Source organism: Albidovulum aestuarii (assembly GCF_029961185.1).
Classification (GTDB): domain Bacteria; phylum Pseudomonadota; class Alphaproteobacteria; order Rhodobacterales; family Rhodobacteraceae; genus Albidovulum; species Albidovulum aestuarii.
Map to the genome: position 1 here is coordinate 242,124 of NZ_JASBQQ010000001.1, position 26,430 is coordinate 268,553.

Sequence of the window (26,430 nt, forward strand, 5' to 3'; positions counted from 1 at the left end):
CTTACTCCGCCGCCATCGGTTTCTCGCTGCGCGCCTTCGCCATGGCCGAAAGCTCGGCCATGATCTGGGACGCGCGGGCGATCGGGTTCGTCAGGTAGAAGTCCCCGACCGCACCGACGAAATTCGCCTTGCCCATCGCCTTGGTTTTCAGGGGCTGCCAGTCGTTTTCCGCCACCTGATCGATCTGCCCAAGATGCGGATGTCCAGCGACCAAAGCCTTCCGCAGGCTGGCCAGCGTATCCCATGGCTGAGTCGCGCCAAGCTCGGCAGAAAGCGCCCGCAGGATCGCCCAGTTTTCCTTCGCCTCACCGGGGGCAAAGCCCGCCCGCATCGCCAATTGCGGCCGCCCCTCGGTATTGACGAACAGGCCATTTTCTTCCGTGTAAGCGGCGGCGGGCAGGATGATATCGGCGCGGTGTGCGCCCCTGTCGCCATGGCTGCCCTGATAGATGACCGTCGCACCGGCAGCGATCTCCACCTCGTCCGCGCCGAGGTTATAGATCACATCGGCACCTTCGATTGCCTCGGCCAGCCCGCCCTCGGTCACCGCGCCAACATCCATGGCGCCGACGCGGGAGGCGGCAGTGTGCAGCACCATCAGTTTCGACTTCGTCGCCTCGGCCAGCTTCATCGCATGGGCCAGAACCGCCTCGCCATCGGCCTCGCGGATCGCGCCCTGACCGACGATGACGACCGACGGCGCGTCTAGGACCGCGTCGAACTTGTGATCGAGAAGCCCGGCCAACGCGGCACGATCAGTGCCGACATGGGCATAATCATAGGTCAGATCGACCGCCTCACCCACCAGTCCGACCTTGGCGCCATGGGTCCAGGCCTTGCGGATACGGGCGTTCAGGACCGGCGCCTCGACACGCGGGTTGGTGCCGATCAGCTGAATGAACTTCGCGCTGTCGATGTCTTCAATGGTCGCGTTACCGACATAGGCGGAGCGGTTGCCTGCAGGCAGTTTCGCGCCATCGGTGCGGCATTCGACGCTGCCGCCCTGCCCTTCGATCAACTGTTTGAGGCTGAAGGCAGCCTCGACCGGGGCCAGATCGCCGACCAGGCCCGCGACCTTCCTGCCCTTCATTGCGGCGGCTGCGGCGGACAGCGCCTCGCCCCATGTGGCTTTGCGCAGCTTGCCGTTCTCACGGATGTAAGGAACGTCCAGACGCTGGCGGCGCAGCCCGTCCCAGACGAAACGGGTCTTGTCGCTGATCCATTCCTCGTTCACGCCGTCATGGTTGCGCGGCAGGATGCGTTTCACTTCACGCCCCTTGGTATCGACGCGGATGTTCGACCCGAGCGCGTCCATCACGTCGATGGTCTCGGTCTTGGTCAGTTCCCAGGGCCGCGCGGTGAAGGCGTAAGGCTTCGATGTAAGCGCGCCGACCGGGCAGAGGTCGATGATATTGCCCTGCAGATTGCTGTCCAAAGTGGTGTTCAGATACGAGGTGATCTCCGCATCCTCGCCGCGCCCGGTCTGGCCCATCTGCGTGATGCCCGCGACTTCGGTCGTGAAGCGGACGCAGCGGGTGCAGGAGATGCAGCGGGTCATCGTGGTGGCGACGAGCGGGCCGAGATCGAGATCCTCGGTCGCCCGCTTCGGCTCGCGGTACCGGCTGAAGTCCACGCCGTAAGCCATAGCCTGATCCTGCAAATCGCATTCCCCGCCTTGATCGCAGATCGGGCAGTCCAGGGGATGGTTGATCAGCAGGAACTCCATCACCCCTTCGCGGGCCTTCTTGACCATGGGCGAGTTGGTTTTGATCACCGACGGCTCGCCATTCGGGCCGGGCCGCAAGTCCTTGACCTGCATCGCGCAGGAGGCGGCAGGCTTCGGCGGCCCGCCGACGACTTCGACCAGACACATCCGGCAGTTCCCGGCGATCGACAGGCGTTCGTGATAGCAGAAACGCGGAATCTCCACCCCGGCCTCCTCACAGGCCTGAATGAGCGTCATCGAGGGATCGACCTCGACTTCAATGCCGTCGATGATGATCTTGCGGAGGTCGGACATCAGGTATTCTCCGTGGAAGTGCGGGTCACCGATGGATCCACCGGCGGCCAGGCCATGAAGGCCAGAACGAGAAGCGGCGCGAGCGAGAGCACCGTGGGAATGAGGAAAGCGAAGGCCATGCCACCGCCCGCGTAGAACGCCCCGATCAGCGCACGGCCGAAAAGCGCACCAAGGAGCGGTGCGGCGCAGACGAAAAGGATAGGCCCCCGGAACCCTGCCTTCTGGAAGACGATCACATAGAGGACCGAGGCGATAAGCGGGCCGAGGAACGCAAAGATCATCATGCCGAACCCTCCGCCTTGCGCGCCATCAGGGTCTTGAAATCATAGGCATCGCTCGAAGGACCGTCGGCCTGAAGCCTCGCAAGCCGGTCCAGTCCCTCGCGGAGGGTCGGGGTATGACCGACAGTGATTGGCCAGATCACATAGGTCTTGTGATCCTGTGGTTTGAACCATTCCGACCGGCGCTTCAGGAACGCGCCATGAACGGTCCGGTGGACGAAGGCTTCCAGATCATCCGGTGTTTCCCAGACAGACATCGTCCAGAGGGCGCACGGGTCGCCATCATACAGATTGACGGTTTGGGTCTCGCGTTCGGCCTCCTCGGGCAGGCAGCGCCAGACGAAGCCCTGCGACCGCTCGGCGACCGCGTTCAGTCTGTCCGAGTTGTCTGTGAACCCAGCCGTACGCGGGTCGTCCAGCGGGTGCCAGAGCTGCCCGATGTTCAGTTCCGCGATATGCTGGGTGACCGGCTTCATATCTACTCCGCCGCCATCGCGCCGGTGCGGCCGGTGCGCTTGGCCTTGATCCGGTCCTCGATCTCGTCGCGGAACTGGCGAATAAGGCCCTGGATCGGCCAGGCGGCAGCATCACCAAGGGCGCAGATCGTGTGGCCCTCGACCTGCTTGGTCACATCCATCAGCATGTCGATTTCCTCGACCTCGGCCTCGCCGCGGACAAGCCGGTCCATAACCCGCATCATCCAGCCGGTGCCTTCGCGGCAGGGCGTGCACTGGCCGCAGCTTTCATGCTTGTAGAATTTCGAAAGCCGCCAGATCGCCTTGATGACGTCGGTCGACTGATCCATCACGATCACCGCCGCCGTACCAAGGCCCGAGCGTTGTTCGCGCAGCCAGTCGAAATCCATGATCGCGTCATCGCATTGTTCGGCCCGCAGCATCGGCACCGAGGACCCGCCAGGGATCACCGCCTTGAGGTTCTTCCAGCCGCCGCGCACGCCGCCGCAATGCTTGTCCAGCAGCTCCTTCAGCGGGATCGACATCGCCTCTTCGACGACGCAAGGGTTGTTCACATGGCCCGAGATGCCAAAGAGCTTCGTCCCGGTATTGTTGGGCCGCCCGAAAGAGGCGAACCAGTCCGGCCCGCGCCGCAGGATCGTCGGCACAACAGCAATCGATTCCACGTTGTTCACCGTGGTCGGGCAGCCGTAAAGCCCCGCGCCCGCCGGGAAAGGCGGTTTCATGCGCGGCATGCCCTTCTTGCCCTCAAGGCTTTCCAGCAGCGCCGTTTCCTCGCCGCAGATATAGGCGCCGGCGCCGTGGGCAAGGTAGATGTCGAAATCGAAGCCCGACTTGCAGGCGTTCTTGCCGACAAGGCCTGCGTCATAGGCCTCATCCATCGCGGCCTGAAGCGCCTCACGCTCACGGATATATTCGCCACGGATATAGATGTAGCAGGCATTCGCCCCCATCGCGAAGGAAGCGATCAGGCAGCCCTCAATCAGCGTGTGGGGATCGTGGCGCATGATCTCCCGGTCCTTGCAGGTGCCGGGTTCGGATTCATCCGCGTTGACCACAAGGTAGGAGGGACGCCCGTCCGACTGCTTCGGCATGAAGGACCATTTGAGGCCCGTCGGGAAGCCAGCACCACCCCGCCCACGCAGGCCCGACGCCTTGATCTCTTCCACGATCTTGTCACGGCCGCGCGCAAGGATCTCTTTCGTGCCGTTCCAATGCCCGCGCTTCTTCGCGCCGGCAAGCGAGCGGTCATGCATCCCGTAGAGATTGGTAAAGATCCGGTCCTGATCTTTCAGCATCTTAAGTCCTCAATTTCCCTCGGGCCGCTTCTGCCGCCGCCAGATCCGCCATGTTACGACCATCGCCCAGATGAACGCGGCCAGTGCGGCCAGGTCGAAGAGGAAGACGAAACGGGTTTCCCAGCCCGCCTTCCCGCCCAGCCATTGCGCGCCAAGCCAGAGGATCATGGTCGCGGTGATCACCACCGCCACCAAACGCGCCTCTTTGGCAAGGCGCATCTCCTCAGGGTTCGGCTTTGTCATTCACACCTCAATTCGCGTCGCCCTTCCGGGCACGCTTCGAAAACTCGGTCTCGCCACCCTTGGCCAGAACCCTTGCCTGCTTCACCCATTCATCGCGGGTGATGCGGCCGTGAAAGCCCACGATCAGGGCATCGACATGGGCGATGTCTTTTGCCTTCCAGCTTGCGATCTGGTCGAAATGCCAGACGCCAACCTCGTTCAGAAGCGCTTCCAGTTTCGGGCCGACGCCCTTGATCAGCTTCAGGTCATCCGCCTTCCCGCCACGGGGCGCTTTCAGGAGCTCGGGCGCATCCGGCACAGGGTCGTCCTTGGACTTGGCCAGCGCCGCGTCGAGTGCGGCAGCGGTTGCCGCCTTTTTCGGTGCGGGTTTTTCAGCGGCCGGTTTCTTCGCGGCGGGTTTGGCCGCTTTCGGTTTCTTCGCAACCGCCGGTTTTTTCAACTTCGTGGGTGCCTCAGGCTTCGCGTCCTTCGATACCGTCACTGCATCGGTGGCGCTCACCAGGGGGGCTGGCGACGCGACCGGTTCCTTCGCAGCCGCAGCCTCTGGCGCAGGCACCGGTTCAGGCTTTGGGGTGATTTGGGCCGGGGCATCTCCCCCTAGCGTTTCCTCAACCTTCGTGCAGAAGGCCCAGCCAAGGAACAGGCCAAGCGCGGCGGCGAAGATCGCGCCAATCAGAAGCGCCGAGAGAACAGCATATTTTGCAACGACGATCAGCATGAGCGCCACCAGCACGCCGCCAGCAATGGCGACCCACCAGACGTTCCTGCGACATTCCGCGCTGCTCATCCCTGTCATCCCTCGTAATCCCCGTGCTTGTTACCTGCTCAGTAGACGTCGCCTTTCTTTACCCGATTGGAGAACTCGGTCTGGCCGCCCCCGGCCAGAATCTTGGCCTGGTCGATCCAGCCATCACGGCTGGCGCGGCCCTTGAACCCTTCGATATTGTCATCGACCCAGGCCAGCTCCGCCTCGGTCCAGGCCGCAACCTGATCGAAGTGGTAAAAGCCCATGCCGTTCAGCATTTCTTCCAGCTTCGGCCCGACGCCCTTGATCATCTTCAGATCGTCCGCGCCGCCCTTGCGCGCCGCTTTCAGTGTGCGGGGTTTCTTCGCCTTGGCCGGTTTGGCGTCGGCCTTGGCGGCGGGCTTTTCGGCCTTGGCGGGTTTCGCCGCCGCAGCGGCCTTTTTCGCAGGCGCTTTTGCAGCCGGTGCCGCGCCTTTGCCGAGCCATGGGGTCAAAAGCGGCACCTCGGTCCCGTCGATACGCTTGATGCTGTCGCCGATATCGACGGCCCGCTGGGCAGAGCCATTGTACTTCGCCCGACCCTTTTCATATTCCTTCAGGCTCGTGAGCCCGCTCAGGGGTTCAGAGGCATAGCGGCCGTTCTGCGGGCCCGGCACCGGCACCTTGCCCGCCGCCATGTCGTCCAGCAGCTTCGATAGGCTCTCGGCAGTCAGATCCTCGTAGTAATCCTTGCCGATCTGGGCCATGGGCGCGTTGGTGCAAGCGCCGAGGCATTCGACCTCTTCCCAGCTGAACTTGCCGTCAGCGGAGAGAGTATGTGGTTGCGCCGCGATCTTTTCCTTGCAGACCTTGATCAGGTCTTCCGCGCCGCAGATCATGCAGGACGTGGTGCCGCAGATCTGGATATGGGCAACAGAACCAACCGGTTGCAGCTGGAACATGAAGTAGAAGGTCGCCACTTCCAGCGCCCGGATATGGGCCATGCCTAGCATATCTGCGACATGCTCGATCGCGGCACGGGAGAGCCAGCCCTCCTGCTCCTGCGCGCGCCACAAAAGCGGGATGATCGCCGAGGCCTGACGGCCCTCGGGGTATTTCGTGATCTGCCCCTTCGCCCAGGCGAGGTTCGCTTGTGTGAATTCGAAAGAGGCGGGTTGGTCGTGGTACAGGCGGCGGAGCATTATCTTACCCTAATCCAAGCACACTCAGTTGCGCTGCGAGCGAGCAGTGCGCGTTTGTCTTTTCCTGAGCCGAGCACGAAGACCGGTTTGAAACCATCCAGAGTGACTTTCTCGGACGACTTGCAACCGTTTGCTTCTGATTGAAACTTATTGAAAGTGCTATATATGATATTCGCAGCCATGACATCGGTCGCGTGTTTCGGAGCCGAAAGTTTTTGGCGCAAGCTTTTGTTTTTGCCAGATTGAATGTCCTGACACGCATCGGCGCTGATCAGGCAAACCGTCCCGGCAGCGTTCGCACCACCGACACTCAGCCCCAAAACCACGATCCCACTGGTAACAAGTCGCGTTAAGGTCAACGGTCGATCTCCCCAAAAACGACATCCATCGTGCCGATGATCGCGGCAACGTCGGCCAGAAGGTGGCCTTTGGCCATCCAGTCAATTGACTGCAGATGCGGATAGCCGGGGGCGCGGATCTTGGCGCGGTAGGGTTTGTTGGACCCGTCGGCGACAAGGTAGACGCCGAACTCGCCCTTGGGTGCCTCGATGGCGGCATAGACCTCGCCTGCAGGGACGTGGAAGCCCTCGGTGTAAAGCTTGAAGTGATGGATCAGCGCCTCCATCGAGCGCTTCATCTCAGCCCGTTTCGGCGGCGAGAGCTTGCCGCGCGCCATGACATCACCCTTGCCTTCGGGCGCACGAAGCTTGGCGATGGCCTGATGGATGATTGACACCGACTGGCGCATCTCTTCCATGCGGCAGAGGTAGCGGTCATAGCAGTCGCCGTTCTTGCCGACCGGAATCTTGAAGTCGAATTCGTCGTAGCATTCATAGGGCTGGGCGCGGCGCAGGTCCCAGGCCATGCCCGATCCGCGCACCATGACGCCGGAATAACCCCAGCGCAGCACGTCTTCCTCATGCACGATGCCGATATCGGCATTGCGCTGCTTGAAAATGCGGTTTTCGGTCAGAAGCCCGTCGAGATCGTCGATCACCTTCGGGAAATGGGTCGCCCATTCCTCGATATCGTTCAGAAGGTCGTCCGGCAGGTCCTGATGCACGCCGCCCGGGCGGAAATAGGCGGCGTGGAGCCGCGCGCCACAGGCGCGTTCATAGAAGACCATCAGCTTTTCGCGTTCCTCAAAGCCCCACAAGGGCGGGGTCAGCGCGCCAACGTCGAGCGCCTGCGTGGTGACGTTGAGGATATGGTTCAGGATGCGGCCGATTTCGGAAAAGAGCACCCGGATCAGCTGGCCCCGGCGCGGCACGACAGTGTCGGTCAGCTTTTCGATCGCCAGACACCAGGCATGCTCCTGATTCATTGGCGCCACATAGTCGAGCCGGTCGAAATAGGGCAGGTTCTGCAGATAAGTGCGGCTCTCCATCAGCTTTTCGGTGCCGCGATGCAGAAGGCCGATATGCGGGTCGCAGCGTTCCACGACCTCGCCGTCAAGCTCCAGAACAAGCCGCAAAACACCATGCGCCGCAGGGTGTTGCGGGCCGAAGTTGATGTTGAAGTTGCGGATCCGCTGTTCGCCGGTCAGCGCGTCTTCATAGCCTCTGGAACCGTCCATCATCTCATGCCCCTGCCATGGCCGCGCCCCAGCCCCGGGGCATCTGCCCGAGCTTTGACGCGACATAATCGTATTGCGGGCGAAGGAACTCCGCCGCGCGATGTATCTGCTCCGCCGTCATCGGCACCGGAATGCCGACATGCGCCCGGCTGTCGTATTGCCCCGGCATCGGCCGGATGCCGAGGAAGGTACAAAGCCGCTGGACCGCTTCATCCGAGAAAAGCTCCTCGTAGGTACAGAGGAACACCTTCTCGGGGTCCAGCGCCTTTTCCAGCTTTTCCAGCGTCGCGCGGTAGTCGCCGCGTTCGACGATGTGATCTTCCTGCCCGTCCAGTGCCTTGTCGAAGATGCGCGCGGCGCGTTCGGGAATATCGCCGCCATCCTTGCTGCGCCGCTTGGCGATCATGCGGACATGGCTCCAGAGCCTGTCCACAGGGTCGCGCATCAGATAGACGAAACGCGCATCGCCTGCGATTTCAGCCATATGGGCGAGGCATTTGGCCGACAGAAGCGAGTAGCAGGGCGTGATATCGCCGACGACGCTTTCCTTGTCACGGCCATCGTGAAGGAAGGCGAGATAGGCGGTTTCGTCCCCATTGCGCAGGATACCGGAATAGACCCCGATTTCGGCCAGATGCAGGCTCGCCCAGCCGTTTACCCCGTCCTGCCCGCCCGCGATCTTGCGACCAAGCGAGGCGCCGGTGTTTTCGAACTGTTTCAGATGCCAGTCGCGGCTGCCCTTTTCGTGGCTGTCGAAGAAATGCAGTTCCTTGATGGACCGAAGGTAACAGTCGGGATGAGCGGCGAGGTAGCGGTAGAGCCATGAGGTCCCCGCCTTCGTCGCACCGATCCCGTACATGACCACCGGTCTGGCCATCAGCCCTTGGCCCCCTGTTTCTCATCGCCCGGAAGGATGTATTCCGCGCCCTCCCAGGGCGACATGAAATCAAACTGCCGGTAGTCCTGCACCAGTTTCACCGGCTCGTAGACCACGCGCTTCAGCGTCTCGTCATACCGCACTTCGGTATAGCCCGTGGTCGGGAAGTCCTTCCGGAGCGGATAGCCGCGGAAGCCGTAATCCGTCAGAATGCGCCGTAGGTCGGGATGACCGGAGAAGATAATCCCGAACATGTCGAAGACCTCCCGCTCGAACCAGTTGGCCGAGGGGTGAATGTCGGTGATCGACGGCACCATATCCTCTTCGCGGGCCTGAACGCGGACGCGGATGCGGGCGTTCTGATACATGGATAGGAAGTGATAGACGACATCGAACCGGGCCGGGCGTTCGGGGTAATCGACCGCCGTGATGTCGACGAGCGTCGAGAACCGGCAGGACCGGTCGGCACGCAGGAATTCGATAAAATCGACAAGACCCGCGAGTGTGACGGTAACATTAAGCTCGCCAAAGGCGATCTCGGTCGCGATCACTTCGTCGGGGCGCTTGAGTTCAAGATGGACGGCCAGCTCCTGAAGGGCTTCGGACATCAGTTCCTCCTCAGCGAACAAGCGTGCCGGTGCGGCGGATCTTCCGCTGCAACTGCAGGATACCGTAAAGCAGCGCCTCGGCAGTCGGCGGGCAGCCGGGCACATAGATGTCCACCGGCACGATCCGGTCGCAGCCGCGCACCACGGAATAGCTGTAGTGATAATAACCGCCGCCATTGGCGCAGGATCCCATGGAGATCACATAGCGCGGCTCGGGCATCTGGTCATAGACCTTGCGCAGAGCGGGCGCCATCTTGTTGGTCAACGTGCCGGCGACGATCATCAGGTCGGACTGGCGCGGGCTTGCGCGCGGCGCGGTGCCGAAACGCTCAAGATCGTAGCGCGGCATCGAGGTATGCATCATCTCGACCGCGCAGCAGGCGAGGCCGAAGGTCATCCAGTGCAGCGAGCCATTGCGCGCCCAGTTGATGATGTCCTCGGTCGTGGTCAGCAGGAAGCCCTTGTCCTGCAACTCGCGGTTCAGCGCCTGGGTCGCGACCTCACGGTCGCCGCCGGCGGTGTTCGCCCCCGTCATCACGCCCATTCCATCGCCCCCTTCTTCCATTCATAGGCAAAGCCGATGGTCAGCACCGCCAGGAACACCATCATCGACCAGAACCCGACCATCGAGATGTCCTTGAACGCCACCGCCCAAGGAAAGAGGAAGGCCACTTCCAGATCGAAAATGATGAAGAGGATCGAGACAAGGTAGAAGCGCACATCGAACTTCATCCGCGCGTCGTCGAAGGCGTTGAAGCCGCATTCATAGGCCGAAACCTTCTCCGGATCGGGGTTTCGAACCGCGAGAATGGCGGCAGCGAGGATAAGGACCAGACCGAGCCCGACGGCCATGGCGAGGAAGATGAGGATGGGAAGATATTCTCTGAGCTGATCGTCCACCGTTGGCTCCTTCGTCCCGCGCGTGTGCGACACGCGTCATATGGCTCTCGCCCGTTTACTCCCCCGCCCGGACGGGGTCAACCAAAGGCGGGCCGCATTCTGTCGTGTAAGACACGGAAAATGTCGGGTCTGGCGGGCAGTTAACGCTACCCTGCCATGCCGTGGCGTTTCGGTTTTGACAAATTTCTCAGGTTTTCCATACCGGGGCGCGCTTGTCGAAGAAGGCGGCGATTCCCTCGGCTGCCTCGGGGCTTTCCCACCGTCTGACGAGTGCGCCGATGGTCTCGGCGATCATCGCCTCGTCGATCCGGGGCCCAAGCTTGCGGGCAAGCGCCTTGGCTTCGGCCACCGCACCCGGCGCGCAGGCTAGATAAGGGGCGACCTCCGTCTCGATCGCGTCATCCAGATCCTCGGGATCGACCGCACGGGCCAGAAGGCCCAGCGTCACGGCCTCTTCTGCCCCGAAAAGCCGTGCCGACATGAAGACCCGCCGCGCCATCGCCTCGCCCAGCCGGGCCAGCACATAGGGGCCGATGGTCGCGGGGATGAGGCCAAGCTTGGTCTCGGTCAGTCCAAAGCGGGCACCGGCCACGCCAATGGCCACGTCGCAGACAGAGGCTATGCCGACACCGCCGCCGAAGGCGTTGCCCTGAATGCGGCCGATCACCGGCTTCGGGCAGGTGTTGAGCGCATTCAGCATCATGGCGAGCTTTGTCGCCTCCCGTGCCCGGGTCGCCCCGTCCGCCGCGATCTGTTCGCGCATCCAGCCAAGATCGCCGCCTGCACAGAAGCTGTCGCCCGCGCCGGACAGTACGATCACCCGCACCGCCGGATCACGGCCAAGCCGCCCGGCCGCCTCGGTCAGTTCGGCGATCATCGTCGCCGACAAAGCATTGTGCTTTTCCGGCCGGTTGAGCGTCAGCCGGGTGACACCATGGTCGTCGCAGTCAAGTGAAAGCGTCTCATACATCATGCACCCCGCATGTTACGTGCCAGCGCGCCCGCTTCGGCCAGAACCGCCATATCCAATTCAGTCTGGTAACCCAGTGCCGCCAGATGCGCGGCAACCGCCTCCGTCGCGACATTGCCCGCCGCACCGGGCGCATAGGGGCAGCCACCAAGGCCGCCAACGGCGGCGTCGAAAGCCCTAAGACCACGCGCCAAAGAGGCGTCGATATTGGCCAGAGCCCTGCCTGCGGTATCGTGGTAGTGCCCAGCAAGCCGTTCGGGCGGCATCTCGTCCAGCACGGCCGCGAGCATGGCATCCACGGTCTCGGGCCGCCCCTGTCCGATCGTGTCGCCAAGGCTGATTTCATAGCATCCCATATCACGCAGGGCGGCCGCGACCCGCGCCACAGATACGGGCGCGATTTTTCCATCGTAGGGGCAGTCCGTTACGACCGAGACATAGCCCCGGACCGGGATGCCATCTGCCTTTGCCGCTTCGGCGACGGGCCGGAACCGGTCGAGACTCTCGGCGATGGTGCAATTCAGGTTGGCTTTGGAAAACCCTTCAGAGGCCGAGGCGAAGATCGCCACCTCATCGGCACGGGCGGCCTTCGCGCCCTCATAGCCTTTCATATTGGGTGTCAGTGCCGCATATCGAACCCCCGCCCTGCGGGTAATCCCGGCCAGCACCTCGGCGCTGTCGGCCATCTGCGGCACCCATTTCGGGCTGACGAAACTCGCCACCTCTATCCGCCGGAACCCGGCCCGGCTGAGAAGATCGACAAGCGCGATCTTTTCCGCCGTCGGAATGATGCGCTTTTCGTTCTGGAGTCCGTCGCGCGGCCCCATCTCGACGATCTCGACGAACTCACCCATCCCAGGCCTCATAAAAGTCCCGCTTGTAAAGCTGGTCCGCTTTCTTCGGCGGCAGCGCCTTTTGGAACGCAGGACGCGCGGTCACCCGCCCGTACCAAGCCGTCAGCGCCGGGAAAAGGTCCGGTTTCGCAAAGTGCCGGGCCATGTAGAGCGCCTGTGCCACACCGATATCGGCAGCGCAGAAGCCTCCGTCTAACAGGTGGTCCCGCCCGATCAACCGCCGTTCCAGCGCGCCGTAGCATTTCTCGATCCGCTTGGCCTCCAGCCGCATCACGACCGGGCTGCGCATCGTATCGTCGTAAAGCGCAATATGCTGCTGGGTCAGGGCGGCGGTGTGCTGGCTGATCGTCTCGGCGAAATGCACCCAAATGAGCCAGTTTGCGCGCTCGGGATCGCCCGGCGCGCGGCCGAGGTTCTTTTCGGGGAAGCGCTCGCACAAATATTCGGTGATCGCCCCGCTTTCCCAGATCACCCGGTCGTCGATTTCCAGCGCTGGCACCCGGCCCGCAGGATTGACCGAGAGATAGTCGAGCGAACGTAGTGATTTGTCGAAGGGGTGGACCATCACATCGAACTTCACGCCAAGCTCGTGAAGGAGCCAGAGCGATCGCATGGACCGCGTCTGGTGGCAGTGATGCAGGCGGATCATGCCTCGTCTTCCTCCAGCCGCACGAGTGCAGCACCTGCCTCGACCTGCGCGCCGGGCTTGACCAGCACCTCGGCCACCGTGCCATCACGCGCGGCGGTCAGCGTGTGTTCCATCTTCATCGCTTCCAGCACCGCCAACCGGTCTCCCGCCGCCACCGTCTGGCCCGCAGACACATAAACTGTTTTCACAAGGCCCGGCATCGGCGAAAGCGTCAACCCGCCGCCCGCTGGGGCACTTTGCCGGTCAAGGGGATCGATCAGATTGAAGTGGTAAGCCCCCGGCCCGAAGACCGAAACCGTGCCCGGCGTCAGAACGATGCGCGCGCCCGAGGGGCGGTCATTTACCCACCACGCGCCCGCGGTCATGCTGCAATCGGCTTTTTCATCATCAATCGAGACACGGGCCCGGCCCGGCCCCAGAACCTCTATAAGCGCTGTCATCCCGTCGAGTGCAACCGTGCGCCTCAACGGGGCCCAGAGCGTGAAGCCGGACATGGATGCGCCGCCTTCGGCGAGCCCAGCCGCGCCCAAAGCCGCAAGGGCACGGACGTCGAGGTCCGGCGCAGCATCCTCGGTCAATGGACCGAGGTCGCGGGCGATGAGGCCGGTATCGACATCGCCGGCGCGGAAGCCTTCGTGCCGGGCAAGGGCTGCAAGGAACGAGAGGTTCGTGACCGACCCCGCAACCTCGGTATCTTCAAGCGCCGCGCGGAGTTTCGAGAGCGCAATGGCGCGGGTTGCCCCGTGAACGATAACCTTGGCGATCATCGGGTCATACCAGGGGCTGATCGTATCGCCGGGCCGCACGCCGGTATCGGCGCGGGCGCCTTCGGGGAAATGGAGATGCGTCAGCGTGCCGGTCGCAGGCAGGAAACCTGCGGGCACATCCTCGGCATAAAGCCGCGCCTCGAAGGCGTGGCCTTTGAGCGGGATATCCTCCTGCTGCGAGGTCAGAGGTTCGCCGCTGGCGACGCGCAACTGCCATTCCACCAGATCGATGCCGGTGATCGCCTCAGTCACCGGATGTTCTACCTGAAGCCGCGTGTTCATCTCCATGAACCAGAAACGGTCGGGGCGCAGACCATCTGAGCCGTCGACGATGAACTCGACCGTGCCCGCCCCCTTGTAGCCGATGGCCTCAGCCGCACGCACCGCCGCCTGCCCCATCGCCGCGCGCATTTCCTCGGTCATGCCCGGCGCGGGCGCTTCCTCGATCACCTTCTGGTGCCGACGCTGGAGCGAGCAGTCGCGTTCATAGAGGTGCACCGCACGGGCGCCGTCGCCGAAGACCTGCACCTCGATGTGGCGGGGCTTCTGGACGTATTTTTCGATCAGGACGGCGGGGTTGCCGAAAGCGGTCTCGGCTTCTCCTCGTGCGCTTGTCAGCTTCTCGTCGAACTCCTCCGGGCGCTCCACGAGCCGCATGCCCTTGCCGCCGCCACCCGCAACGGCCTTGATCAGGACCGGGTAGCCGATGGTGTCGGCGGCCCCGGCGAGGTGTTCGGGGTCCTGATTGTCGCCGTGATAGCCGGGCACGACGGGAACGCCCGCCTCTTCCATCAGCGCCTTGGCCGCATCCTTGAGGCCCATCGCCCGGATCGCTTTCGCCGAGGGACCAATGAAGGTCAGACCCGCATTCTCAACCGCCTCGACGAAACCTGGGTTTTCGGACAGGAAGCCGTAACCGGGGTGGATCGCCTCTGCGCCGGTGGCCTTCGCCGCCGCGATGATCTCGTCGCCCTTCAGGTAGCTGTCCTTCGGCGCCGGTCCACCAATATGCACCGCTTCATCGGCCATAGCGACATGGCGGGCGGTGGCGTCCGCATCGGAATAGACCGCGACCGTTGCGACGCCGAGGCGACGGCAGGTGTCGATGACCCGGCAGGCGATCTCGCCCCGGTTGGCGATCAGGATTTTGTGGAACATGCGTCCGTCCTTTTGGCGTCGCCGGGGGTTTCACACCCCCGGACCCCGGTGGGGTGTTTCAATGATGAAGAAATGCGAATGATCATGCCGCGAAATCCTCGATCAGGCGGAAGCGTTCGCAGACAAGCTCCATATCCGCTGACCAACCACCATTGCGCTCGAAGAAGGCGCGATGGCCTTCCTGCCAGCCCGCAAGCGTCGTGTCCTCACCCTCGGCCAGCGCGAAATCCTCATCCACATCGCAGAAACGGCGGACGGTGACCTCGCGCGTCTCGATGACGAGCGCCGGACCGCCATCCCAGTCGAGCGCGATGTCGCGGCGGCCGGCGACCGGCAAAACCTCGCCCTCGGCATGAAAGTCGCGCAAAGCGCCACAGGTCGCGGTCTTGGCACCGGTGCGGACGAGCGTCAGTAGCCGGTCGCAGAGCGCGCGGCTGTCCGCGAAGGTGAAGGTTTGGGCCCCGGGATAGCGTGACCGGGCGGCATTCAGCGCAAGGATGGTGTTCGGTTTCGCCGCCATCATGCGCACCATGTCTGGCGGATACCGCCACCATAGGCGCGGGCATGGCCGTCGGCGATCATGCGGCGGGCAAGCGGCGCGCCGTCGATAAATACCGTCACCAGTGCACGGTCATAGCGGTCAGTGCCTTCGCGGACGATCCTCACCTCATCCGCCTGCCATAGAACCAGACGCAGCGCCCATTTCGCCTTTACGGCTGCGGCAAGTTCGGATGCACATTGCGGCGAGAACAATTCAGGCGTGTCGAAACCCTTGAGCCGCGCCGAAACATTGCCCCGGCCGGGGCACCACATGCGGACGGTATCCCCGTCGACCACCTGATAGATACGGCAGCTTTCCTCCCCGCCCGCCAGCGGTCGCAGGATGGAGAGGGTCGCATCCGCGATGCCCGGAAGGACTACGAGCCCAACCGTCGCGAGCCCGATGACCGCCCTGAGATAGAAGCGCGGATCAGCCAGCCGGTTGCGGCGGGGCGGCAGACCCATGTTCCATTTCGGCGGCCGCCGGTAGTCGCGGCTGTAGCGCACCACATTGTTCCTGCGTCGCGCCATTGCTCACATCCGGAAGACGCCGAAGCGCGTCGGTTCAATGGGGGCGTTTAGCGCTGCGGAGAGGGAAAGCGAGAGCACTTCTCGGCTCTTGCGCGGGTCGATGATGCCGTCGTCCCAGAGGCGGGCCGAGGCGTAGAGGGGATGCGACTGTTCCTCGAACATCTCGATCGTCGGGCGTTTAAATTCTGACTCTTCCTCGGCGCTCCACGTCCCCCCTGCCCGCTCGATCCCGTCGCGTTTGACGGTGGCAAGCACGCCTGCCGCCTGTTCGCCGCCCATGACGGAGATGCGGGAATTGGGCCACGTCCAGAGGAAGCGGGGGCTGTAGGCGCGGCCCGCCATGCCATAGTTCCCGGCGCCGAAGGAGCCGCCGACCAGCATGGTGATCTTCGGAACATTGGTGGTGGCCACCGCCGTCACCATCTTGGCGCCGTGCCGGGCGATGCCCTCGTTTTCATATTTCCGCCCGACCATGAAGCCGGTGATGTTCTGCAGGAAGACGAGCGGGATATTGCGCTGGCTGCAGAGTTCCACGAAATGCGCGCCCTTGATCGCGGACTCAGAGAAGAGGACGCCGTTATTGGCGACGATCCCGACCGGGCAGCCTTCGACATGGGCAAAACCCGTCACCAGCGTCTCACCAAAGCGCGGCTTGAATTCGTCGAAGCGCGAGCCGTCGACGATGCGCGCGATCACCTCGCGGATGTCGTAGGGTGTGCGCAAATCGGCCGGGACGAGGCCGAGGATTTCCTCGGGATCATAGGCGGGGGCTTCGGGGCTCTGCCAGTCGACGCTCTGCGGCTTGCGGCGGTTCAGGTGGCTGACCGCGCGGCGGGCGAGCGCCAGCGCATGGGCATCATCCTCCGCCAGATAATCGGCGACACCGGAAAGGCGGGTATGCACGTCGCCGCCGCCCAGGTCCTCGGCGCTGACGACTTCGCCCGTCGCGGCCTTCACGAGCGGCGGGCCGGCAAGGAAGATCGTCCCCTGTTCCTTCACGATGATCGAGACATCGGACATCGCGGGCACATAGGCGCCACCCGCAGTGCAGGACCCCATGACAACGGCGATCTGGGGGATGCCCTTCGCGCTCATCTGCGCCTGATTGAAGAAGATGCGGCCGAAATGGTCGCGGTCGGGAAAGACCTCATCCTGATTGGGCAGGTTGGCGCCGCCGCTGTCCACAAGATAGATGCAGGGCAGATGGTTTTCCTCGGCGATCTCCTGCGCGCGGAGGTGTTTCTTGACCGTCATCGGGTAATAGGTGCCACCCTTCACGGTGGCATCGTTTGCCACCACCATGACCTCCTGCCCATGCACCCGGCCAATGCCCGCGATGACGCCCGCAGCGGGGGCGTCGCCATTGTACATCCCGTGAGCAGCAGTCGCGCCGATTTCGAGGAACGGGGAACCCGCATCGAGAAGGTTCGCCACCCGTTCGCGCGGCGGCATCTTGCCCCGCGCGACATGGCGGGCGAGGGACTTCTCACCGCCGCCAGCGGCGGCCATTGCCGCAGCCTCGGCGATAGTCGCCAGCATCGCCTCATGCGCCGCGCAGTTGGCGCGGTAGCTGTCGGAGCCGGTCAGAACCTGACTTGCGAGCTTCATGCGTCTGCCTCCAGACCCTTGATTGCATTCCGATGCGGCTTTGCAGCAACACCCTGCCGCGCCGCAGAATAAAATTGACTCAGGTCAAAGCCTCCGCCAGCCCGCGCGCTAGGACGGTCCTGCGCGCGACCAAAGAGGGAACGACCATGAAACTTACAATACTGCCCGCCATCCTCGCCCTTGCCGTCGCCGCCCCGGTGCACGCCCAGTCCGCAGGTGACTGGACGCTCGGCCTTGGTTTCGGCTACGTCGATCCGAAGGATGACAACGGCTTGCTTGCAGGTGCTCAAACCAGCGTCGACGAGAATATCCGCCCGACGATCACCGTTGAGTATTTCCCCTGGGACAATGTCGGTATCGAGCTGCTGGCGGCAACACCGTTCAAGCACACAGCAACCGTACAGGGTGTCGGCACCGCGACGGTCAAGCACCTGCCGCCCACCCTGTCGCTGGTCTATCATATGCCGACCGGCGGCAAGCTGACGCCGTTCTTCGGCGCGGGCCTCAACTACACCACGTTCTTCTCTGAAAAATCGGCGCTTGGGAACGTCAAGCTGGACGATTCCTTTGGGCTGGCGGTGAAAGCGGGCGTTGATTTCGCGCTGAGCGACAAGGGCGCTCTGAGGACCGAGGTCCGCTGGATGGACATCGAAAGCGATGTATCTCTGGGCGGCGCGCCGATCGGCACGGTCGATATCGACCCGATCGTGGTCGGCATGTCCTATGTCATGAAATTCTGAGCCGCATACAGGCACAGGGAAGGGGCGCGTCAGGTAGGGGACGCGCCCTTTATTCGTGGCGGGTGACCCTTGCTTCACCCCATCGCCCCCATCAACTCCCGCCCGATCAGCATGCGGCGGATCTCGCTCGTCCCGGCGCCGATCTCCATCAGCTTGGCGTCGCGGAAGATGCGGGCGACGGGGGTTTCGTTCATGAAGCCCATGCCGCCCATCGCCTGCACCGCCTGATGGGCGACGTTCATCGCCTCTTCGGAGGCATAGAGCACGCAGGCCGCCGCGTCCTGACGCGTGACCTCGCCCCGGTCGCAGGCTTTCGCCACCTCGTAGATATAGGCGCGGGACGAGTTCATCTTGGTATACATGTCGGCGATCTTGGCCTGCATCAGTTGGAAGTTCCCGATCGGCTGGCCGAACTGCTTGCGTTGGGCGATGTAGGGCATCACCTCATCCATGCAGGCGGCCATGATGCCGGGGCCGATGGCAGAGAGGACCACGCGTTCGTAGTCGAGCCCCGACATCAGGACACGGACGCCCTTGCCCTCTTCGCCAAGGATGTTTTCGAACGGCACTTCGACATCCTCGAACACCAGTTCGGCGGTGTTCGACCCGCGCATGCCGAGCTTGTCAAAATGCTTGGAAGTGGAAAAGCCCTTCATCTCCTTTTCCACGAGAAAGGCGGTGATGCCCTTCGATCCGGCCTCGGGATCGGTCTTGGCATAGACGACAAGAGTATCGGCGTCCGGCCCGTTGGTGATCCAGAACTTGGTGCCGTTCAGGACGAAGCGGTCGTTCTTCTTCTCGGCGCGGAGTTTCATCGACACCACGTCCGACCCCGCCCCCGCCTCGGACATCGCGAGCGCGCCGACATGATCGCCGGAAATCAGGCGCGGCAGGTATTTCTGCTTCTGCTCTGGCGAGCCGTTCAGCTTGATCTGGTTGACGCAAAGGTTGGAATGCGCGCCGTAGGACAGCGAGACCGAGGCCGAGGCCCGCGCGATCTCCTCCACAGCGACGCAATGGGCGAGATAGCCCATCCCTGCCCCGCCGTATTCCTCGGGCACCGTGATGCCAAGGAGCCCTAGATCACCCATCTCTTTCCAAAGCTCTGCCGGGAAGTCGTTCGCCCGGTCGATCTCGGCGGCCATCGGCCTGACGCGCTCCTGCGCCCAGCGATGAACCATGTCGCGCAAGGCCTCGATCTCATCGCCCAAATGGAACTTCATGGATGCGGTGAACATTGGCGCCCCCGAAAGAAATGAACGTATGTTCAATTCATAGATCGAAAGGGTGAGTCGGGTCAATGGGTGTCAACGCCACCAACATAAAGCCACACAAGGCGCCATTTGCCCGTCAACGCCAAAACGATCCCATGAAAAAAGCGATGTCGCACCCGGCATCTGAAGTATCATTCGCATGCTGGATGGAGGATTCGTGACATGGCACATGGGCGGAAACTGATTTCAAATGGCAATCCGATGGAGAGCTTGGTCGGCTTCAGCCGCGCGGTTCGGGTCGGCAATTTCATAGCTGTCGGAGGAACCGCCCCCGTCAATCGCGACGGCAAGACCGTTGGCGTTGGCGATGTTTTCGAGCAGACCAAACAATGCTTCGAGATCATAAGGGATGCGTTGGAACAGGCCGGTTCCGGTTTGCAGGATATCGTGCGGACCCGGGTCATCCTGACCGACATCGACAACTGGAAACAGGCCATCGAGGCCCGGAAACTTTACTGCCTCGATGCACGACCAGTCGATACCATCATGGCGATCAACCGCTTCGTGAATCCCGAATGGCTCGTCGAGATTGAAGTGGATGCGGTTGTTCCTGACTGACGGGGGAAAGGCACAAACGGTCACAACCGCCCGAACGTTCCGCCCTCAATCCGCCGAAGGCACCATATCGACAGGCGCAGCCTCGCCCTGATGAACGGCTGAGACCTCGGCACGGATGATCCGGGCGATGAGCGCCGCGTCCTCAGTCGAAAAGGTCAGCGGCAGACGCATGTCGATGAGACCCGACAGGATACGGTCGGTCTTCGGCAGCGATTGGCGTTCGGCATAGCGCCAGCTGTCGTGACGCGAGGTGAAACCGGTGGGCTCGGCATGGCCGAACCATTTCAACTCCACCCCCCGGTTCGCGGCGCGGGCGATCACGGCACGAACGCGGCCCTCTGACCAGTCGGGCAGAAGGAACTGGAAGGATGAAGCAACATAGGCCTCTTCCGCCGGGCGCGGGATGAGCTTCAGGCCTGGCGTATCGGCGAGCCCCGCCTCCAGCACCTTGTAGAGCGCGTTCCAGCGGGCGCATTGCGCGGGAAGGTCAGCAAGCTGCGGGCGCAGGATCGCCGCGCGCAGGTTGTCCATCCGGCCCGAGACGTTCGGAGTCACAAATTTCACCTTCTCGAACGCATCGGGGCCGGGGGCGGTGTGGTGGCGGCCGTAAAGCATGTAGCTGCCCGATAGAATCGTGGCCCGCGCCATCAGATCAGGATCGTCAGAGACGAGAAGCCCGCCCTCCCCGGAATTCATGTGCTTGTAGGTCTGGGTCGAATAGCAGCCCGCGACACCCCAGCGTCCCGACGGTACGCCCCGCCAGGCGGCACCCATCGTATGGGCGCAATCCTCGATCACCTTCACCCCCGCTGCGTCGCATAGCGCCATCAGCCGGTCCATGTCGCAGATATGGCCACGCATATGGCTGAGAAGCAGCGCCTTGGCCCCGGGCAGCTTGGCCGCAAGATCATCAAGGTCGATCACCAGGTCTTCGGTCGTCTCAACAAAGACCGGCCTGCCGCCAACTGCGGCGATAGCGCCGGGAACGGGGGCGAGCGTGAAGGCATTGGTCAGGACCGTGTCGCCGGGACCGATGCCGATGGCGCGGAGGGCGCAACCGATCGCATAGCCGCCCGAGGCGACGGCAAGGCAGTATTTCGCACCGGTATAAGCTGCGAACTCCTCCTCCAGAAGCGCCGTTTCGGCCACTTCCTCCGCGACGGTATTGTAGCGGTGCAGCCGCCCGTGGCGCATGACCCTGATCGCCGCCTCGATCCCCGCCTCGGGGATCTGCTCCTGCTGGGTGAAACTGCCTGTAAAACGCTCGCTCATTCGGTCTTCTCTCCTGCCCGTCAAACCCGGTCAATAACCAGTGAACCGGTTCGGATTCGTGAAACCCGTCTTTCAGCCCCGCAAAACAGCCCGACTATGGCACCTTCCCATTCCCAAATAGGAAGGGCGTACGTATTGCCGAGCTAGCCGATCAGCCCGCGAACGATCTCCGGCAGATCGGCGAAGTCGTCAATCAACGCCTCCGGCGCAAAACCGGCCACCCCCTGCCCTGCCGGGCCAAAGGTAACCAAAGCCACCGGAACACCCGCCGCGCGGCCCGTCTGGCGGTCGGTATCCGTGTCGCCGATCAGAATTGAGTTCTCGACGCGCCCCCCCGCCCGTTCGACCGACAGCCGGTATGGCGCGGGGTCAGGTTTACGCACTGGGAGCGTATCCGCGCCGATGAGGGAACCGAAGAGGCCCCGTACCCCAAGCCGCGTCATCAGCACCTCGGCCAGACGTTCGGGCTTGTTGGTACAGATGCCCGTCGCATAACCGGCCGCCCTGAGCGCCTCGACCGCCTCGATGGCACCGGGATAAAGCCGCGTTTCGCGATCGATCCCCTCCTCATAGGCCGCGAGCAGGATCGGGTACTGCGCGTCGACCTCGGCCTCGCCGCCCTGCCCCAGCCGGGAAAACCCCAGCCGCAGCATTGCGCGGCCGCCGTGAAAGGCGGTCAGCGCATCTGCAACCGGGTCAAGCATATTGCCGACCCCAAGCCCACGGAAACAGGCATTGGCCGCAGCAATCAGGTCGGCCGAGGTGTCCGCGAGCGTCCCGTCGAGATCGAAAATAACCGTGCGCATCGTCGCCCGTCCCCTGTAACCTGCCGAAAGGTGTTGTGAAGCCGCGCCCCTTGCGGCATTTGCGGCCATCGTTAAAACGTGCCGGACGTCAAGGGAAGTCTCATTCATGGCCACAGCGCTTATCATTCTCGCCGCCGGACAGGGGACCCGGATGAATTCCGACCTGCCCAAGGTCCTGCACAAAGTGGCAGGCGCGCCGGTCCTTGCCCATGCAATGCGGGCGGGCGCGACGCTGGAACCTGAACGGATGATCGTCGTGACCGGACACGAAGGCGAAGCCGTCTCCAAGGCAGCCCGCGAGGTAGATGAAACCGTCGTTACCGTCACACAGGATCAACAGCTCGGCACCGGCCATGCCGTGGCACAAGCCCTGCCCGCGCTTGAGGGCTTTAAGGGCAAGGTGCTGATCCTCTTTGGCGACACACCACTCATTCGCACCGAAACGCTGGAGGCGCTGGCCGGTTCGGCGACCGACATCACCGTCCTCGGATTTGAACCCGCCAATCCGCGCCGTTATGGCCGACTGATCCTGTCGGGCGACTTGCTTGAGCGGATCGTTGAGGCAAAGGATGCAACCGAAGCCGAACGTGCAGTAACACTTTGCAACGGCGGGCTGATGGCAGTTGAGGCCGAGCTGCTTTCAGACCTCGTCACCGGGCTCTCGAACGACAATGCGGCGGGTGAATACTACCTGACCGAGATCGTCGCGCTGGCCCGCGCCAAGGGCCGCTCTGCCTCGGTCGTGACCTGTGGTGAGGGCGAAACTCTTGGCGTCGACACCCGCGCGCAGCTTGCACAGGCCGAGGCCAGCTTTCAGGCCCGCGCCCGGGCCGAGGCGCAGGAGAACGGCGTCACGATGACCGCGCCCGAAACCGTCTTCTTCGCCTATGATACCGTGATCGGCCGCGATACGGTCATCGCCCCCAATGTCGTCTTTGGCCCCGGCGTAACCGTCGAAAGCGAAGCGGAGATCCGCGCGTTCTGCCATCTTGAAGGCTGCCATATCTCGCGCGGCGCCACGGTCGGCCCCTTTGCGCGCCTCCGCCCCGGCGCTGAACTGGCCGAGGACGTGCATGTCGGCAATTTCGTCGAGATCAAGAACGCGATCCTCGACGAAGGCGTCAAGGTTGGCCATCTGACCTATCTGGGCGACGCCCATATCGGCGAGCATACGAATATCGGCGCGGGCACGATCACCTGCAATTATGACGGGGTGATGAAGCACCGGACCGAGATCGGCAAACGCGCCTTCATCGGGTCGGACACGATGCTGGTCGCCCCGGTGAAGGTGGGCGATGGGGCGCTGACGGCCTCGGGCTCGGTCATCACGCAGGACGTTCCGGCAGAGGCTCTGGCCATTTCGCGCGCCAAACAGGAAACAAAACCCGGCCTCGCGACAAAATTGTTCGAAAAGCTGAAACAAATAAAGGCAAAACGCCAGAAAGAGGCGCAGTAATGTGCGGTATTGTTGGGGTGCTGGGCAGCCATGAGGTCGCGCCGATCCTTGTCGAGGCGCTGAAACGGCTGGAATATCGCGGCTACGATTCCGCTGGGATCGCCACCGTGAATGGGGGCAGGCTGGACCGCCGACGCGCGGTCGGCAAACTCGTCAATCTGTCCGACCTTCTGGTTCACGACCCGCTCGCGGGCAAGGCCGGGATTGGCCATACCCGCTGGGCAACCCATGGCGCGGCGACGGTCGTCAACGCCCATCCGCACCGCTCCGGCCCGGTTGCCGTCGTCCATAACGGTATCATCGAGAACTTCCGCGATCTGCGCACAGAACTTGCCGAAAAGGGACTGGCGGCGGAGACCGAGACCGACACCGAAACCGTCGCCCTTCTGACCCGCCACCATATGGATCAGGGCATGAGCCCCCGCGACGCCGCGCGCGAGACCCTGCGCCGCCTTGAAGGCGCCTTCGCGCTTCTCTTCCTCTTCGACGGCGAGGAAGACCTGATGATCGCCGCCCGCAAGGGCTCGCCCCTAGCCATCGGCCATGGCGAGGGCGAGATGTTCGTGGGATCCGACGCCATCGCGCTCGCGCCGATGACCGACCGCATCACCTATCTGGAGGAAGGCGATTATGCCTTCGTCACCCGCGCAGGCGTCGAGATCTTCGACACCGCCGACCGCCGCGCCAACCGTGAGCTGCAACAGATCCAGCTTGAGGCGACGCGGATCGAAAAGGCCGGCTACAAGCATTTCATGGCGAAAGAGATCGCCGAACAGCCGATCGTTCTGGCCGATGCAATCAAGCATTATTGCCGGGGCCGCCAGATCAATCTGCCCGAAGAACTGGACTTTTCAACGCTCGACCGGCTGACGCTGGTGGCTTGCGGCACCGCGAACTATGCCTGCCTGACAGCGAAATACTGGTTCGAAAGCCTCGCGGGCCTGCCCTGCGAAGTCGATATCGCCTCGGAATTCCGCTACCGCGAACCGCCCATGCCGGAAAACTCCTACGCGATCTTCGTCAGCCAGTCGGGCGAAACCGCCGACACGCTGGCCGCCTTGCGGTACGCGAAGGAAAAGGTGGCCAAGATCGTCTCCATCGTGAACGTGCCGACCTCCTCCATCGCGCGGGAAAGCGATGTGGCGCTGCCGATCCTTGCGGGCGTCGAGGTCGGCGTCGCCTCCACCAAGGCCTTTACCTGCCAGCTTTCGGTGCTCCTGCTTCTGGCGCTCAAGGCGGGTCATGACCGGGGAAGGATCGACGACAAGACCCTGGCGGAACACCTGAAAACCTTCGCTACCCTGCCGGGCCTGATGAACCAGACGCTGACCCGTGAAGCCTCGATCGCCGTGATGGCGGCTGCCGTGGCCGAGGCGCAGGATGTCCTCTTCCTCGGGCGTGGCGCGATGTTCCCGCTGGCATTGGAAGGCGCACTTAAACTGAAAGAAATCAGTTATATACACGCCGAAGGCTATGCGTCAGGGGAACTCAAGCATGGCCCCATCGCGCTGATCGACAAGAACGTCCCCGTCGTCGTCCTCGCCCCGCGCGATGCGCTCTTCGACAAGACCGTGTCGAACATGCAGGAGGTGATGGCACGCCACGGCAAGGTCATCCTGATCACCGATCCGAAAGGCGCGGAGGAAGCAGGCCTTGGCACCTGGAAGACGCTGACCCTGCCCGAGATCCCGGCGATCTTCGCACCGATCCTTTACGCGCTGCCCGCCCAGCTTCTGGCCTATCACGCCGCCGTCGCCAAAGGCACCGACGTGGACCAGCCGAGGAACCTCGCGAAATCCGTTACGGTGGAATGACATGGCAAAGAAGTTCGATCGTCTAGCGCAGTCGCATCGCACATTCATTGAAGCTCAGCATCTGTTCTTCGTGGCCACAGCCGCGCCAACCGGCCGGGTGAATACGTCACCCAAGGGCACAGACTCACTTCGGGTCATGGATTCTCGCCGCATAATCTGGCGGAACTCCACTGGCTCGGGCAACGAATCCGCGGGTCACATCCTGCTTTCGCCGCGCATGACGCTCATGTGGTGTTCGTTCGATGAAAAGCCCCTGATCCTGCGCGCCTATGGAACGGCTACGGCGCTGCATCCGGGGGACGACGACTGGTCAGACTTGAACGCGCTCTTTCCACCGGATATCGCCGCCCGTCAGATCTTCGACCTGTCCATCGATCTCGTCCAGACCTCCTGCGGGTTTGGCGTTCCGCGCATGACCTACGAAGGCGAGCGTCCCGATGCCGACGAATGGTCTGAGAAAAAAGGGCCGCAAGGCATCCGTGAGTATTGGGCCGAAACGAACCGCCAAACGCTGGACGGCTTTCCAACTGGTATTCCGGATTGACCTTGGCCGATGCCATCACTGCGCTGCGAGCCGGAGCTGAACCCGGCCGGGCCGAAGGCATGGCCGCCTATCACAAGCAGAAACGCGAGGTTCTGGGCATTCCGAACCCTTACCTCAACGATCTGGCGAAGGAGTGGCGCCAAATTCTGACCATTCCCGAGCGTGTGGCACTCGCCGAGCAGCTCTGGCAAACCGATATCTTCGAAGCCCGCATTATCGCGGCGAAGACCCTGACACAGGCCCGGATCAAGGAGGATGAGCCCGTGTGGCACCTCATCGCCTCATGGGTTCCGGAGTTCGACAGCTGGGCCATCGCAGACCACGCCTGCGATGCAGGGCAGCGCCGCCTTGTCGCCGAACCTGCCCGAATTGACGAGGTCGAAGTCTGGACCCGGTCGGACCACATGTGGACCCGTCGCGCCGCCTTGGTCATCACCCTGCCCTGGACAAAGCAGAACCACCCGACCGAACATGACCTCGCGATCCGCGACCGCGTCCTCGGCTGGGCCGCATCTTACGCAGACGACCGCGACTGGTTCATCCAAAAGGCCATCGCCTGGTGGCTGCGCGACCTGTCGAAACACGACCCCGACCGTTCACGCGCCTTCCTCGCCGAGCACGGCTTCCGTCTGAAAGCCTTTGCGCGCAAGGAAGCTGGGAAGTACCTCTGATCCGCGTTCGCCC

At 63.1% G+C, this 26,430-nt stretch carries 28 protein-coding genes; 6 read left to right on the forward strand and 22 right to left on the reverse strand.

Annotated elements, in window-relative coordinates; genetic code table 11:
* Position 1 precedes the first annotated feature (1 nt).
* From nuoG to QKW60_RS01315, 19 genes are all read right to left on the reverse strand, one after another.
* The gene (nuoG, locus tag QKW60_RS01225) at positions 2 to 2,020 is read right to left on the reverse strand and encodes an NADH-quinone oxidoreductase subunit NuoG (protein WP_282365828.1); all 2,019 of its coding nucleotides are present in this window, start codon (positions 2,018 to 2,020) and stop codon (positions 2 to 4) included.
* Positions 2,020 to 2,304 carry a hypothetical protein gene (locus QKW60_RS01230; RefSeq protein WP_282365829.1) on the reverse strand — a complete coding sequence of 95 codons (285 nt, stop codon included), beginning with the start codon at positions 2,302 to 2,304 and terminating at the stop codon, positions 2,020 to 2,022. The genes nuoG and QKW60_RS01230 overlap by 1 nt, the downstream gene beginning before the upstream one ends.
* A complete protein-coding gene (locus tag QKW60_RS01235) occupies positions 2,301 to 2,777 on the reverse strand; it encodes a DUF3291 domain-containing protein (RefSeq protein ID WP_282365831.1) in 477 nt (158 codons plus the stop codon). Before QKW60_RS01235 ends, QKW60_RS01230 begins: the two co-directional genes overlap by 4 nt.
* Before the next feature lie 2 nt (positions 2,778 to 2,779).
* Entirely contained in the window at positions 2,780 to 4,075 is a 1,296-nt protein-coding gene (gene nuoF, locus QKW60_RS01240; protein ID WP_282365833.1) for an NADH-quinone oxidoreductase subunit NuoF, read from the reverse strand.
* A 9-nt stretch (positions 4,076 to 4,084) separates the two neighbouring features.
* Positions 4,085 to 4,318, reverse strand: coding sequence for a DUF5337 domain-containing protein (locus tag QKW60_RS01245; RefSeq protein ID WP_282365834.1), 234 nt, complete (start codon positions 4,316 to 4,318; stop codon positions 4,085 to 4,087).
* 7 nt (positions 4,319 to 4,325) lie between these two features.
* The gene (locus QKW60_RS01250; RefSeq protein ID WP_282365835.1) at positions 4,326 to 5,105 is read right to left on the reverse strand and encodes an NADH:quinone oxidoreductase; all 780 of its coding nucleotides are present in this window, start codon (positions 5,103 to 5,105) and stop codon (positions 4,326 to 4,328) included.
* Between the two features lie 38 nt (positions 5,106 to 5,143).
* A complete protein-coding gene (gene nuoE / locus QKW60_RS01255) occupies positions 5,144 to 6,244 on the reverse strand; it encodes an NADH-quinone oxidoreductase subunit NuoE (RefSeq protein ID WP_282365836.1) in 1,101 nt (366 codons plus the stop codon).
* A 355-nt stretch (positions 6,245 to 6,599) separates the two neighbouring features.
* Positions 6,600 to 7,820, reverse strand: coding sequence for an NADH-quinone oxidoreductase subunit D (locus tag QKW60_RS01260; protein ID WP_282365837.1), 1,221 nt, complete (start codon positions 7,818 to 7,820; stop codon positions 6,600 to 6,602).
* Between the two features lie 4 nt (positions 7,821 to 7,824).
* Positions 7,825 to 8,697, reverse strand: coding sequence for a sulfotransferase family protein (locus QKW60_RS01265; protein ID WP_282365838.1), 873 nt, complete (start codon positions 8,695 to 8,697; stop codon positions 7,825 to 7,827).
* A complete protein-coding gene (locus QKW60_RS01270; RefSeq protein WP_282365839.1) occupies positions 8,697 to 9,305 on the reverse strand; it encodes an NADH-quinone oxidoreductase subunit C in 609 nt (202 codons plus the stop codon). Before QKW60_RS01270 ends, QKW60_RS01265 begins: the two co-directional genes overlap by 1 nt.
* Positions 9,306 to 9,315: 10 nt before the next feature.
* A complete protein-coding gene (locus tag QKW60_RS01275; RefSeq protein ID WP_282365840.1) occupies positions 9,316 to 9,849 on the reverse strand; it encodes a NuoB/complex I 20 kDa subunit family protein in 534 nt (177 codons plus the stop codon).
* On the reverse strand, positions 9,840 to 10,205 hold the full coding sequence (locus QKW60_RS01280) for an NADH-quinone oxidoreductase subunit A (protein ID WP_282365841.1): 366 nt from the start codon (positions 10,203 to 10,205) through the stop codon (positions 9,840 to 9,842). The genes QKW60_RS01275 and QKW60_RS01280 overlap by 10 nt, the downstream gene beginning before the upstream one ends.
* Before the next feature lie 187 nt (positions 10,206 to 10,392).
* Complete coding sequence (locus QKW60_RS01285; RefSeq protein ID WP_282365843.1) at positions 10,393 to 11,175, reverse strand: crotonase/enoyl-CoA hydratase family protein; 783 nt, start codon at positions 11,173 to 11,175, stop codon at positions 10,393 to 10,395.
* Positions 11,175 to 12,029 carry a hydroxymethylglutaryl-CoA lyase gene (locus QKW60_RS01290; protein ID WP_282365844.1) on the reverse strand — a complete coding sequence of 285 codons (855 nt, stop codon included), beginning with the start codon at positions 12,027 to 12,029 and terminating at the stop codon, positions 11,175 to 11,177. The genes QKW60_RS01285 and QKW60_RS01290 overlap by 1 nt, the downstream gene beginning before the upstream one ends.
* The gene (locus QKW60_RS01295) at positions 12,022 to 12,678 is read right to left on the reverse strand and encodes a glutathione S-transferase family protein (RefSeq protein WP_282365846.1); all 657 of its coding nucleotides are present in this window, start codon (positions 12,676 to 12,678) and stop codon (positions 12,022 to 12,024) included. The genes QKW60_RS01290 and QKW60_RS01295 overlap by 8 nt, the downstream gene beginning before the upstream one ends.
* The gene (locus QKW60_RS01300) at positions 12,675 to 14,603 is read right to left on the reverse strand and encodes an acetyl-CoA carboxylase biotin carboxylase subunit (protein ID WP_282365847.1); all 1,929 of its coding nucleotides are present in this window, start codon (positions 14,601 to 14,603) and stop codon (positions 12,675 to 12,677) included. Before QKW60_RS01300 ends, QKW60_RS01295 begins: the two co-directional genes overlap by 4 nt.
* Before the next feature lie 82 nt (positions 14,604 to 14,685).
* Positions 14,686 to 15,123, reverse strand: a complete 438-nt coding sequence (locus QKW60_RS01305) for an ASCH domain-containing protein (RefSeq protein WP_282365848.1) — start codon at positions 15,121 to 15,123, stop codon at positions 14,686 to 14,688.
* Positions 15,123 to 15,674 carry a thermonuclease family protein gene (locus QKW60_RS01310; RefSeq protein WP_282365849.1) on the reverse strand — a complete coding sequence of 184 codons (552 nt, stop codon included), beginning with the start codon at positions 15,672 to 15,674 and terminating at the stop codon, positions 15,123 to 15,125. Before QKW60_RS01310 ends, QKW60_RS01305 begins: the two co-directional genes overlap by 1 nt.
* Positions 15,675 to 15,677: 3 nt before the next feature.
* On the reverse strand, positions 15,678 to 17,282 hold the full coding sequence (locus QKW60_RS01315; RefSeq protein WP_282365852.1) for a carboxyl transferase domain-containing protein: 1,605 nt from the start codon (positions 17,280 to 17,282) through the stop codon (positions 15,678 to 15,680).
* A 146-nt stretch (positions 17,283 to 17,428) separates the two neighbouring features.
* On the opposite strand from QKW60_RS01315, the gene QKW60_RS01320 reads away from it, so the two are divergent.
* Complete coding sequence (locus QKW60_RS01320; protein WP_282365854.1) at positions 17,429 to 18,022, forward strand: OmpW/AlkL family protein; 594 nt, start codon at positions 17,429 to 17,431, stop codon at positions 18,020 to 18,022.
* A 74-nt stretch (positions 18,023 to 18,096) separates the two neighbouring features.
* Here the strand turns inward: QKW60_RS01320 and QKW60_RS01325 are convergent, their stop codons facing one another.
* Complete coding sequence (locus QKW60_RS01325; RefSeq protein WP_282365855.1) at positions 18,097 to 19,260, reverse strand: isovaleryl-CoA dehydrogenase; 1,164 nt, start codon at positions 19,258 to 19,260, stop codon at positions 18,097 to 18,099.
* 198 nt (positions 19,261 to 19,458) lie between these two features.
* On the opposite strand from QKW60_RS01325, the gene QKW60_RS01330 reads away from it, so the two are divergent.
* A complete protein-coding gene (locus tag QKW60_RS01330; protein ID WP_282365857.1) occupies positions 19,459 to 19,854 on the forward strand; it encodes a RidA family protein in 396 nt (131 codons plus the stop codon).
* Between the two features lie 45 nt (positions 19,855 to 19,899).
* Here QKW60_RS01330 and QKW60_RS01335 read toward each other — a convergent pair whose 3' ends face one another.
* Positions 19,900 to 21,126, reverse strand: a complete 1,227-nt coding sequence (locus QKW60_RS01335; RefSeq protein ID WP_282365858.1) for a DegT/DnrJ/EryC1/StrS family aminotransferase — start codon at positions 21,124 to 21,126, stop codon at positions 19,900 to 19,902.
* A gap of 143 nt (positions 21,127 to 21,269) precedes the next feature.
* Positions 21,270 to 21,932, reverse strand: coding sequence for an HAD-IA family hydrolase (locus tag QKW60_RS01340; RefSeq protein WP_282365860.1), 663 nt, complete (start codon positions 21,930 to 21,932; stop codon positions 21,270 to 21,272).
* Positions 21,933 to 22,038: 106 nt separating this feature from the next.
* On the opposite strand from QKW60_RS01340, the gene glmU reads away from it, so the two are divergent.
* The 4 genes from glmU to QKW60_RS01360 are packed head-to-tail and all read left to right on the forward strand — an operon-like array spanning position 22,039 to position 26,417.
* Positions 22,039 to 23,388 (forward strand): bifunctional UDP-N-acetylglucosamine diphosphorylase/glucosamine-1-phosphate N-acetyltransferase GlmU, encoded by a 1,350-nt coding sequence (gene glmU / locus QKW60_RS01345; protein WP_282365862.1) that lies wholly within the window; start codon positions 22,039 to 22,041, stop codon positions 23,386 to 23,388.
* Positions 23,388 to 25,202, forward strand: a complete 1,815-nt coding sequence (gene glmS / locus QKW60_RS01350; protein WP_282365863.1) for a glutamine--fructose-6-phosphate transaminase (isomerizing) — start codon at positions 23,388 to 23,390, stop codon at positions 25,200 to 25,202. Before glmU ends, glmS begins: the two co-directional genes overlap by 1 nt.
* A 1-nt stretch (position 25,203) precedes the next feature.
* Positions 25,204 to 25,746 carry a pyridoxamine 5'-phosphate oxidase family protein gene (locus tag QKW60_RS01355; RefSeq protein WP_282365864.1) on the forward strand — a complete coding sequence of 181 codons (543 nt, stop codon included), beginning with the start codon at positions 25,204 to 25,206 and terminating at the stop codon, positions 25,744 to 25,746.
* Positions 25,743 to 26,417 carry a DNA alkylation repair protein gene (locus tag QKW60_RS01360; RefSeq protein ID WP_282365865.1) on the forward strand — a complete coding sequence of 225 codons (675 nt, stop codon included), beginning with the start codon at positions 25,743 to 25,745 and terminating at the stop codon, positions 26,415 to 26,417. Before QKW60_RS01355 ends, QKW60_RS01360 begins: the two co-directional genes overlap by 4 nt.
* Positions 26,418 to 26,430: the final 13 nt, after the last annotated feature.